Origin of the sequence: Bradyrhizobium sp. HKCCYLRH2047 (genome assembly GCF_051168175.1) — a bacterium.
GTDB lineage: Bacteria > Pseudomonadota > Alphaproteobacteria > Rhizobiales > Xanthobacteraceae > Bradyrhizobium.
On the sequence record NZ_JBNPUM010000018.1, the window covers coordinates 80,819 to 91,404 of the forward strand.

Annotated in this window: 10 protein-coding genes; 2 read left to right on the forward strand and 8 right to left on the reverse strand. The window is 60.6% G+C overall.

Annotation, left to right across the window (positions count from 1 at the left end; all coding sequences use genetic code 11):
* Nucleotides 1-27: 27 nt before the first annotated feature.
* A complete protein-coding gene (gene polX / locus ACQR1D_RS29665) occupies nucleotides 28-1,743 on the reverse strand; it encodes a DNA polymerase/3'-5' exonuclease PolX (RefSeq protein WP_315805375.1) in 1,716 nt (571 codons plus the stop codon).
* Nucleotides 1,744-1,810: 67 nt separating this feature from the next.
* The gene (locus ACQR1D_RS29670) at nucleotides 1,811-3,154 is read right to left on the reverse strand and encodes a nicotinate phosphoribosyltransferase (RefSeq protein ID WP_434894239.1); all 1,344 of its coding nucleotides are present in this window, start codon (nucleotides 3,152-3,154) and stop codon (nucleotides 1,811-1,813) included.
* A 20-nt stretch (nucleotides 3,155-3,174) separates the two neighbouring features.
* On the opposite strand from ACQR1D_RS29670, the gene ACQR1D_RS29675 reads away from it, so the two are divergent.
* A complete protein-coding gene (locus ACQR1D_RS29675) occupies nucleotides 3,175-3,537 on the forward strand; it encodes a ChaB family protein (protein ID WP_434839253.1) in 363 nt (120 codons plus the stop codon).
* A gap of 12 nt (nucleotides 3,538-3,549) precedes the next feature.
* On the opposite strand, the gene ACQR1D_RS29680 is transcribed toward ACQR1D_RS29675, so the two are convergent.
* Nucleotides 3,550-4,212, reverse strand: coding sequence for a phosphoribosyltransferase (locus ACQR1D_RS29680; RefSeq protein ID WP_434839254.1), 663 nt, complete (start codon nucleotides 4,210-4,212; stop codon nucleotides 3,550-3,552).
* Between the two features lie 52 nt (nucleotides 4,213-4,264).
* On the opposite strand from ACQR1D_RS29680, the gene ACQR1D_RS29685 reads away from it, so the two are divergent.
* A complete protein-coding gene (locus ACQR1D_RS29685) occupies nucleotides 4,265-5,392 on the forward strand; it encodes a hypothetical protein (RefSeq protein WP_434839255.1) in 1,128 nt (375 codons plus the stop codon).
* 10 nt (nucleotides 5,393-5,402) lie between these two features.
* Here ACQR1D_RS29685 and ACQR1D_RS29690 read toward each other — a convergent pair whose 3' ends face one another.
* From ACQR1D_RS29690 to ACQR1D_RS29710, 5 genes are all read right to left on the reverse strand, one after another.
* Entirely contained in the window at nucleotides 5,403-6,395 is a 993-nt protein-coding gene (locus ACQR1D_RS29690; protein WP_316217681.1) for a ribose-phosphate diphosphokinase, read from the reverse strand.
* A gap of 56 nt (nucleotides 6,396-6,451) precedes the next feature.
* Nucleotides 6,452-7,018 carry an HPF/RaiA family ribosome-associated protein gene (locus tag ACQR1D_RS29695; protein WP_316177675.1) on the reverse strand — a complete coding sequence of 189 codons (567 nt, stop codon included), beginning with the start codon at nucleotides 7,016-7,018 and terminating at the stop codon, nucleotides 6,452-6,454.
* A 287-nt stretch (nucleotides 7,019-7,305) separates the two neighbouring features.
* The gene (locus tag ACQR1D_RS29700) at nucleotides 7,306-7,554 is read right to left on the reverse strand and encodes a hypothetical protein (RefSeq protein WP_315805369.1); all 249 of its coding nucleotides are present in this window, start codon (nucleotides 7,552-7,554) and stop codon (nucleotides 7,306-7,308) included.
* 23 nt (nucleotides 7,555-7,577) lie between these two features.
* A complete protein-coding gene (locus ACQR1D_RS29705; protein WP_434839256.1) occupies nucleotides 7,578-9,026 on the reverse strand; it encodes a radical SAM protein in 1,449 nt (482 codons plus the stop codon).
* 20 nt (nucleotides 9,027-9,046) lie between these two features.
* Nucleotides 9,047-10,249 (reverse strand): C39 family peptidase, encoded by a 1,203-nt coding sequence (locus ACQR1D_RS29710; protein ID WP_315805367.1) that lies wholly within the window; start codon nucleotides 10,247-10,249, stop codon nucleotides 9,047-9,049.
* Nucleotides 10,250-10,586: the final 337 nt, after the last annotated feature.

Below are 10,586 nucleotides of genomic sequence, written 5' to 3' on the forward strand. Positions count from 1 at the left end.
AACGTTGCGAAGGATCAAACAATGCGGCTAGCGCTTCAGCATCTTCTTCGCCCGCGACAAGGGTTGGGTGTTGATGACGTCCGCGGCTTCGAGCCAGCCTCGGCGCGCCTGATCGACGCCGAAACGCATATTGGCGAATCCAGCCGTCGAATGTGCGTCCGTCGAGATTGCCAGCTTGACGCCCGCGGACTTGGCGGCATGAGCATGGATATCGTTGAGATCGAGCCGGTCCGGGTCGGCGTTGAGTTCGAGATGACAGCCGCGCTCGCGCGCCGCCGCAATGACGGCTTCCATGTCGATCTCGTAAGGCTCGCGGTCCCCGATCAACCGTCCGGTCGGATGACCGATAATCGAGACATGGCGATTGTCCATCGCCCGGATGATGCGCTCGGTCTGCATCTTGCGCGAGAGCTCGAACTTGTAGTGAACGGAAGCAACGACCAGATCGAGCCGCGACAGGATCTTGTCAGGCAGATCAAGCCGTCCATCCGCCAGAATATCGACTTCAGCACCTTTCAGCACCGTAAAGCCATCCAGCCGGTCGTTCAAACGATCGATCTCGTCGATCTGACGCGACAGACGTCCGGCATCGAGACCATGGGCGACAGTGACGTGTTGGCTATGGTCGGTCAGAGCCATATAGGCATAGCCCCTTGCCTTGGCGGCAGCCGCCATCTCGGCGATCGCGGCGGTGCCGTCGGTCCATTTGGAATGGACGTGCAGGTCGCCTCGAATATCGGACAGCGTAATCAGTTTCGGGAGCTTCTTTGCCTTTGCGAGCGCGATCTCGCCGCGATCCTCGCGCATCTCGGGCGGAATCAGGGGCAGCCGGAGCTTGCCGTAGATCTCCTCCTCGGTTGCTCCGGCGATGCGCCGTTTACCGGCGAAAAGGCCGTATTCGTTCAGCTTCCAGCCGTGGTCGTTGGCGAGTCCGCGCAAGGAGATGTTGTGCGCCTTGGATCCGGTGAAATACATCAGCGCGGCGCCGTAGCTTGCCTCAGGAACAACGCGCAGGTCGACGTGCAGCCCGGAGCGCAGCACCACCGCCGTCCGCGTATCGCCATGAGCAAGCACATCAGCGACATTGTCATATCGAGAGAGTCTCTCGCCGGCGGCGTGGCCGTCACGCGCCACCATCAGGATATCAAGATCGCCGACGGTGTCGCGCCTGCGGCGGTAGCTTCCGGCGACGATCACCCGTCCGTTGCTCGCGTTCGGCCTCAGATGGCTGAGGAGTGCTTCCGCTTCGGCTTCGGCCTCGGATAATCTGAAGCGCCTCTCGGCGCGAGGCTTGGCCAGCGCCGCGGCGAGTTTTTCCTCGCTCTTGGCACCGAAGCCTCGAAGCTCTCTCAGCCGACCCGACTTCACCGCGCGCCTGAGGTCCTCGAGTGACCGCACGCCCAGCTTGTCGTAGAGCAGTTTGACGCGCTTCGGACCCAAGCCCGGGAGCGCCGCGATCTCACCGAGATCGCCGGGCAGTTCACGCTTGAGTTTGTCCAGCACATCGAAATGATGGGTCGCGACGATCGTTTCGATCTTTCCTGCCAGATCCTTGCCGATACCTGGCAGCTCGGAAAGATCCTCGCCCGCCTTCAAGAGGTTGGTGATGCTCTTGGGAAGGCGCTCGATCACCCGCGCAGCATTGCGATAGGCCCGCGAACGAAACGGATTGCCGCCCTTGATCTCGAGAAGTTCGGCGGTCTGGTCGAACATCTCTGCAATTTCGGCATTCTGTACCGGCATCGATGCACCTCCGTCGCTCGACAGGCTAGAGACGGATCGAGCTGTTTCCCTTGATGCAGATCAGAATTCAGGGACGCGAGCCTATCCGGTCGGCGACAGCTGCCAGCTGTTCAAGACGGCTTGAAATCTGAACCGGATAGGGCGGAACCGATTTGGAGGCTTTCAGCTCCGGAGGCAGTTGATCCAGTTGCCGGCGCGCGTGAGCCCGGATGTCGTGAAGTGATGGTCGAGAGCCGACAGGGCGTCCGCCGAGCATCACAGCTTGGATCAGCGCTTCCCCCTCCTGTTGGTCCTCCTCGGTCGAAAGAATGTCGGCGAGCATACGGCCATCGCTGTCATACCGGCGCCAAACCTGCTTGCGGCCGGGCCAGGTGGCCTTTCCCGTCGAGCGCTTGCGGCGCGGCAAGCCCGCATACTCCTGCAGCTTATAGGCACAGTCGAGTGCCGGCGCATCGGACGACGTGACGAGGCCCGTGCCGATGCCGATACCGTCGATCGGCGCCGCGTCCCGAGCGAAGGCAATCAGGGTGCCCTCCTCTATTCCGCCACTGACAAAGATGCCGGTGTCATGGAGTCCGCCGGCATCCAGAATGCAGCGCACGTTCCTGGCGAGCGCAGACAGATCCCCGCTGTCAATCCGCACGGCGCTGACGGCAATTCCAAGCTCCTTCAATCGGGGCGCCAGCATGACGACCTTCCTCGCGGCCGCCTCGGTGTCATAAGTGTCGATCAGCAGGACGAGATTCTTCGGCCGGGCGCGCGCAAACGCTTCGAATGCTGCAGCTTCGTCATCAAAGGATTGAACGAACGAATGCGCCATGGTGCCATAGGTCGGAATGCCGAATGACTTCTCGGCCAGGAGGGTTGCCGTGCCGGAAAATCCCGCGACATAGCTCGCGCGGGCAGCCAGCAGCCCTGCCTCGGCACCATGGGCGCGACGCAAGCCGAAGTCGATCAGGAGCTTGTCTGGCGCGAGTAAGACCATGCGCGCGGCCTTGGAGGCAATCAGTGTCTGAAAATGCAGGATGTTGATCAGGCGCGTCTCGACAAGCTGCGCCTCCGGCAAAGGAGCTGTAACCCTAAGGATCGGTTCATTGCCAAAGAACACGGTGCCTTCCGGCATCGCGTGGACCTCGCCGGTGAAGCGGAAATTGGCGAGATAGTCGATCAACGACTTGCTGAACCTGTCAGTTCGCTCAAGCCAGTCGAGTTCGTCTTGCGAGAACCGCATGTTTTGCAGGAAGTCGAGCGCCTGCTCCAGTCCGGCCGCCATCAGGAAGCTGCGCTGCGGCGGCAGCTTGCGTACAAAGAACTCAAACACGGCTGTATCAGTCTGGCCCGATTCAAGATACGCCTCGATCATGGTCATCTGATACAGATCGGTTAGCAGCGCGCTCGGTGACGGGTCCATCGATGTTCCTCGGCGCTCACATGACGTCGGTCATCCTGTCGATTTATGCGCATTTCCTGTTTGACGCCGGTCAAGAGGCGGCAGCAAGTTGCGTCTATCCTTTCTGGTGGAAACGCCGCGGCGTCCCGAGCAAGGCGCGGCAGTTTACATCCGAGGCCCGAGCCATGCCCTATCGTGCAAACATCGATCTTCCCCCTCCTGTTCGCGCTCACCTCCCGTCGCACGCGCAGGACATTTATCGTGAAGCGTTCAACCACGCCTTTGCCTCTCATGTGGAAGACGAACGGCAGGAGGAGATTGCTCACCGAATAGCCTGGGCGGCGGTGAAGCGATCCTACGTGAAGGTCGGCGACCGCTGGGAACCGCTGCCCCACGATCATTAGACCGCCGGCTCGTCAGGAGGCGGGCATGGATCTGCTTGGTGGAAACTGTCTCAAAGTCGCAATCACCTCGTCGTCGCCGACCTGATGAAAGTCGCGATAGAAATAGCCGATCGCACCAAACTCCTGCGGCTCATGCAGACAGACCACCGCATCGACGTCCGCATGCAATTTCCCGATGGTGTCCAGCGGCGCGACCGGGACCGCAAGCACGAGCTCTTTCGGTTCCTGTTTCCGAACCGCCTTGATGGCAGCAAGCGTGGTTGCGCCTGTCGCAACGCCGTCATCGACGATGATCGCGACCTGCCCCTTGACTGTGGCACGAGCCCGATCGCCCAGATAACGCTCGCGGCGCCGCTCGATCTCAGCACGTTCCTTTTTGCAGACGACCTCAAACTCTTCTGAAGTGACGCCGGACAGCTCGATCACGTCCTGGTTACGTATGATGGTCATGCCCTCCCCATCCGCGATGGCCCCCATTGCGAGCTCCGGCTGCCCCGGCAGCCCGATCTTGCGGACCAGCAGTAGATCGAGTGGCGCATTGAGGGCTGCTGCGACTTCCGCCGCAACCGGCACGCCGCCCCGCGGCAGCGCAAGAACGACCGGGTGCCGCCCCTTGTATTTGAGCAGAGCCTCGGCGAGTTGCCGGCCGGCATCGGTTCGGTTCTGGAACAGCATGGCAGACCTCACGCGGAAGAGGCGCAGGATATGAGCCGGACAGCCACTGCTATTGATCCGTATCAAGCTGCCGACAGCCGCGATTGGCGATAGGCATCATATGCCCGGATGGCAGAATGAACCCTGGGACGATGACGCTGAGAATAGCAGCGCGACCGCTCTTGCGCGCAAGGTGGCGTTTCTCAGCCGGCCGGACAGCTATGTCCCGACGCCCCACGCCGTGATCACGCGGGAGACCCACATGTCCTGGGTCTTCATGGTTGACGAGCACGTCTACAAGCTCAAGAAGCCGGTTAATTTTCCATATCTCGATTTCTCTAGCCTTGAGCGCCGCGCAGACGCCTGCCGCGCTGAGGTTTCGCTGAACCGAAGGCTGGCGCCCGATGTCTATCACGGAGTAGTGCCGCTGACGGCTGCGCCGGGTGGCTACGCCATCGGAGGAGGCGGACACATCGTTGATTGGCTCGTCGTCATGCGCCGGCTCGATGAAGGCCGAACGCTCGAAGCCGGGCTTCGCGATCGCAAGGTCTCCCAGGCCCAGATCGATGGCTTGGCCAGTCGTTTGAGCCGCTTCTATTCGCATGCGCGCCGGATCATGATCAATCCGGAGAGCTACATGGTGACCCTGCAAAAGGCAGTTCTCGCGGATCGGCGAGGTTTGCTCGAGCCGGCCTTCGACCTGCCCCGCGGCACCATCGAGCGCATTGCCGACCTGCAATGCCGTTTCCTCCGGCAGCGAACCGAGCTGCTGGCGCAGCGGGTGCATCACCGGCACGTCCTTGACGGCCATGGCGATCTGCGGCCGGAACATATCTGGTTGAGCCCTCCCTTCCCCATCATCGACTGCCTGGAGTTCAATGCCCGCTTGCGGACATCGGATGCTCTGGACGAAATTGCCTTCCTGCACTTGGAATGCGCCCGATTGGGAGGACTGTGGGTCGCTGAGAGGCTTCGGCGGCATCTGGCCGTCCAGCTCAATGATGACCCGGCCAGCGGACTGTTCTTGTTCTATCGGATTGGCCGGGCCATGCTCCGCGCCAGGCTATCCATCGCTCATCTCGCCGACGCCCATCCACGGACGCCGGAAAAATGGCCGCGGCTGACGCGCACCTATCTCAAACTTGCCAAGGCGGACGCAGCGCAGCTCGAGCGGCAGCTCACGGCGAGAGCCAGAATTTGAATTGCAGGGATCAATCCTGATACGGAAGCAGCTCCGTCAGCGGCTCGTTGTGGTGCAGCCGACGAATGGTCTCTCCGAGAAGGGGCGCCGCCGAGACGATCTCGAGCTTGTCGCGAACCGCGCCCGGCGGAAGCCTGAACGGCGGCACGCTGTCGGTCGCAATGATGCGGTCGATCGCAGGATCGGCCAGCGTCGTTGCCGCGCCTGGCATGAACAGGCCGTGCGCGACGCAAGCTATTACCTCTTCGGCTCCATGGGCACGGGCCGCCTTCGCCGCCCGCACCAGGGTTCCACCGCTGCTGATGAGATCGTCCACGATCACGCACAGCGAGTTCGCCACCTCCCCGGCGAACAAATCGCCCGAAACGACACCGGAGCTGCGATGCTTCTCCACGAACGCCTTGCCGATCGGACGGCCGAGCGCCTTCCCAAGAACCTCGCGAAGCAGGTCCGCTCGCTTGCCGCCTCCGAGATCCGGCGAAACCACGGCAATCGGCCGATCAGCTGCGATCGCCCTGATCCTGCCGATCAAGAGCGGCGCCGTGCTCAACGCGACCGATGGGCAACGGAACGCGTTCTCGAACGCGGCCTCGTTGTGAACTTCGAGGGTCACCACCGCGTCAACACCGATCGCCTCGAACATGGTCGCAAGATAACGGATCGTGACCGGGTCATTGGCCTTGGTGCGACGATCTTTTCGCGCATAGCACAGATACGGTGTGACCGCCGTCACCCGCGCGGCACCGGCATCCTTCAATGCCCCGACGAGGAACAGCAGCCGGCACAGCTTGTCGTTCGGACTCTCGTCAGGACCGCCATGGAGGCTATGCAGAACGTAGACGTCGCAGCCGGCGACAACCTCCAGCGGCCGCACCTTGTGTTCGCCGTCCTCGAAGCTGCGTTCTTCGACAGCGGCGAGACGGCATCCAAGCGCATGAGCAACTTTTTCGCCAAGCACCTCCGTGCCATGAAGACAGAACAAGCGCAGGCGATCACCAATCATCGGTTACCTCCAACGTCAAACCTGCCCGTCGTCCGCGTCCCCACTCAGCCGCCGAGCTAAGCCCGCAGCCCATGTTTCCCGAGCATTCTGACCGTGCTCGCCTGCGGTCCCTTCTCTCCGATCTCCTCAACGTAGCTGACGCGGGCGCCGGGCACGATGCTTGATCCACCCTCAACGACGCTATTGCAGTTGAAATAGACTTCGTGGCCGTCCGCGGCTTCCAGAAAGCCGAACTGGCCGCTTGGATCGATACGCGCAACGGTTCCGATGGGTTGAGGCTCATGCGTCTTGACGTCGCCCCGCATCAGTCGCGCCCGGTCCTGCAGTTGTCGACGCGCGCGTTTGAATGCGTTGTCCACGGCGAAGGTCAAGTCGTCGTACCGTTCATCCAGCTTCGGGGTACGTCCAACGTGGACCTCCCGACCGTCAGGCAGCGCCAGCCGAACGCTCACCAGATATTGACCGCCGGTTTGGTGATGACCGCCCGGACCTTTGACCATGATGCGAGCCGCAGTGATCCGGCCAAAGCGACTCTCCAGTTCCGCGACATGTTGCTCGACGGCAGCCCGGATTTCGGCGGACACGCGGATCCCTTCAAATTCAATTTGAACTGATGTTTGCATTTCCGGCTCCTCTCCCGTGTCAAACTTATTGGACCACGGGCGCGAGGAGCAGCTTTGAGCAAGATCAACCTGCCTTAAGCAAGAATGTTGCGGCCACAGAACCGCTCAAGCGTGACCACCTGTATTGGCAGGGCCGTGTCACCGTCCAAGCTTCCGCCAACGATCGCACTTCTTCCGGATCCGCCAGTGTTTCGCGCAGCACACCGCGGCCAGATGCAATGACGCGCGCCTGGCCGAGGTGATGGCTGCCGATCATGCGGTCCGACGATTGGCTTCGCCGGAGTCCCTCACGCGGACTTGTTCAAGCCGCAGACGCTGTCGGCTCCGCAAAGCCAACCCTCGGGCTCCTCGTCGACCGAGATCGCATCGGCTGCCCCGGCTTCCGGTCGCTTGAAGCCGAGCATCTCGAGAAGCTGGCCGACCGTCAGCTTCTCGTATTTCAGGTTCGCTCCCTTCTGGTTCAGAACCTTGATGTGCTGGGTCGTCATCAGCTTGAAGACGTCCAGCTTGTCTTCGGGCATCTTGATGTCAGACATGACTTGATCCTCTCTCCACCTTGCTACGCACATACGACCAGTTTACGAATCTCGTCGCCAACCTTGGCCACCGAAACGGCATATCGCTTGTCGAAATTGTCGCAGTATTTATCGTTCATGCTTCCCATCTGCTGGTGAGCATGCTGGGCGCACCCGCCGCTACAGATGAGCGCAAAACGGCATGACTGGCATTTTGCCATGCCTTCAAGTTGGCGCCCCTTCCACTGATCGTCTCTGCCATTGAGCACCACCGGCCGCTCTCGATAGCTGCCGACCAGCGAGCGAGCTGCGCCAATGTCTTCCCAACATTTGTAGAGGCCGCCGTCGGGTGCGAAGATGTACATTCCCGCATTGGCCGCACAATAAGAACCGGAGAACCGGAATTCTTCCCGCTTCCGGATCGCGCTCACGATCCGGCCCGCGACGCCCGCATTGAAGCAATCCAGCGACACATTCGTTTTCGGCGCCTGCGCCAGCACGATATCCAATAGCTCGCGATCGGACCGCAGTGTCTTCCGACCATTGGCCTTGTCGTAGATGATGTTTGCATTGAGATCAAAATTCGGATTCTGCAGGAAGCCGCGAGAACCGAACAAATCGTGCAACGGTCTGAGCTCGTGGAAATTGGCGCGGCTGAAATTGAAGCGCACAACGACGCGAACGCCGGGCCGCTCCCTCAGGACCAGATCGATATTGTCCACGATCCTGTCAAAGGTCCCTCCGCCGTTGGTCAGGAATCGTTGCTTGTCATGGATCGCCCGCGTGCCATCGACCGAGATGTTGAGTGAATGGATTGCGTCGACCCCGATGACGTCCATGAACCGATCGACGTCATAGCCGTTGGTAACCGCCGAGAAGCGGAAGCCTCGCGAGCTGCCGAGCTCGACGGCGCGTTCGATGACCGGAAGATTGGAAACCCACAACGGCTCTCCGCCGAACAAGGTGATATTCCTGGACCATTGTTTGGTCTCCGACTGCTCGATCAGATCATCGATGCCGGCAAACACCGCATCGACATCGTCTCGCGACATGCTCACCTTGTCGCCGTGGCCCATGAAACAAGCGCCCGAGTCGGCACCAGGTCGATCGCTGGTCGCACGATCGATCTGCGAAAGCGGGTTTGGTCGGCGATCGATGTCGTTCTGCAGCTCCCGCTCAAAACAGTAACTGCAGCGGAAATTGCAGTCAAAGGTTGGCGCGATAACGAAATGTAGTTGCCGGCGACGTGCCTGCAGGGATCTGGAGATCTCCACCACCGCCTCTCGCTCCTCCAAGGGGGTAAGGCTCGTGATGAAGCCGCGCAGCCATAAGGCATCAAACTCGTCCTGATATCTCTGACGTATCAGGTCGAGCGAGCCTCTCTCGGTCAACGACTCGAACAGATCCTGCGAAACGAGGACCATGCCCCCGGTGTAGCCATGCAGGCCGAATACCGCGCCGTCCACAGGCGTCCAGATGCAGTACTTGCTCACGCGCAAATCCGGACACGGCATCATGTGCCTCCCATTCGGCTGAAGCTGATCGCATTGGCGTAGTTGTGATTCTTGAGGTTCTCCCAGCGAATGCTGCCCTCGCCCACGGGATATGGATCATTGATCAGAAAATAGTGCTCAGTTCCCGTCACATTTCCGGTGAGAGACGATACGAAGGAATATTGCTTCCAGCCGCGGCAGACACGCGCATGGCCCGGGAGACCGCTCTTGAACGGAATGAATTTCTGCAACGCGTCGAGGGCGTGATCGAAACTCGGAGCTTGATCAAAGGTCGGCGCCAATCGCCCTCCCGCAAAAAACTGATACGCCGAGACTTGGGCTTTGTTGGTGGCGCCCTTGGGGCCAGGCTTCATCTGTTCGGCAATTTGCTCGGGTGTCGCCGTGAATCCGAAATACGCCAGGATCATCTGCGCGGATGCGACCGCGCAATAGACAGGCGTAATCTGCGCAAAGAGAGGAACCGGCAGGATCGAGGATGCGATCGCCGGCGGCGTCGCAGCAAAGTAGGCCTGCAGCGTCTTATAGTCGGAATCGTCAAACTTGATGTCCGGCAGATCACCGCTTTCCGGCAGAATCCCAGACACGATGCTGCGAATCATTTCTCGCTCGCTCTGGCCACGTAGCGGCTCTGGCTCCGACACGTCGAGAAAACCGAGCTTCTGAGAGTCCAAGATCGAGTGGGGAATGAGCCCGTCGATGCTATCCAGCAAATCGACCGGCGGCGGACTCGGAGCGAGATCGGTCTGTGTGAGAACCGATCGATCATAGTAGTCGACGATGAACGATGCGGGGTGACCATCCTTGACGTAGGAAACGCGAACGCCGATCTTTGCGTACGAATATGCGACGAAGGAATGGCTGACGAGGGTTGCGTCCGGCGCGATCTTGTTCATCGCTTCCGTCGCGATCTTGAGTGCGTTCGTGTCGGACAGCTGCCGCGACGGCGGCTCGAATGCCCAGGCTGCGGATTGCAGCCTCGTGTCCGCCGTGCACCTGATGACGCCGACGAGTAGAGCCTGTTGATAGAAGCTGAAATCATAGAATGCCGGCGTGCCGGTCAGATCAAAAATAATGATCGGGTTTGGATCGAGGTCCGAGCCGAAAAACCGCGCCATTTGTCGATCGGCGATATCCGGAGCGCTTTTCGAAGCGGCGTGGAACATCGCAACCGAGCGTGCCTGCTCAACTGGAATGGTCGCCATCTCGCCTCCCCCGCCGTCCAACCGCTCGGGTATTTGAAATCACAAGTAGAATGTATGATTTGATTCAAATCAAAATAGAGTCGTCATTTCCTTGCGCTCTCGATGGCCGTTTCAGATTCGCCTCATGGCGGACGCGACGGGATGGGTCGACAATCCATCATGCCACGCAGATCCTCCGGCGAGACACGATCTCACGCTCCCGTGGCGCGCAACGCCCAGGTGATGCATTCGTCATGTCGCCCTGAAACGAGAGGGCGCGGGGAAGGCCGGACCTCGGCTGAGGCCCGTGGCCCGCCTGCTCAAAAGAATGCAGGCGGCAGGTACCACAGGTACAGCC

Coding starts and splice junctions, on each gene's coding strand:
- ACQR1D_RS29670 (WP_434894239.1), bottom strand. CDS start 3,154: ATGGACCCGTCACCGAGCGCGCTGCTAACCGATCTGTATCAGATGACC.
- ACQR1D_RS29695 (WP_316177675.1), bottom strand. CDS start 7,018: ATGCAAACATCAGTTCAAATTGAATTTGAAGGGATCCGCGTGTCCGCC.
- ACQR1D_RS29710 (WP_315805367.1), bottom strand. CDS start 10,249: ATGGCGACCATTCCAGTTGAGCAGGCACGCTCGGTTGCGATGTTCCAC.
- ACQR1D_RS29690 (WP_316217681.1), bottom strand. CDS start 6,395: ATGATTGGTGATCGCCTGCGCTTGTTCTGTCTTCATGGCACGGAGGTG.
- ACQR1D_RS29680 (WP_434839254.1), bottom strand. CDS start 4,212: ATGCTGTTCCAGAACCGAACCGATGCCGGCCGGCAACTCGCCGAGGCT.
- ACQR1D_RS29700 (WP_315805369.1), bottom strand. CDS start 7,554: ATGTCTGACATCAAGATGCCCGAAGACAAGCTGGACGTCTTCAAGCTG.
- ACQR1D_RS29675 (WP_434839253.1), top strand. CDS start 3,175: ATGACGTCGGTCATCCTGTCGATTTATGCGCATTTCCTGTTTGACGCC.
- polX (WP_315805375.1), bottom strand. CDS start 1,743: ATGCCGGTACAGAATGCCGAAATTGCAGAGATGTTCGACCAGACCGCC.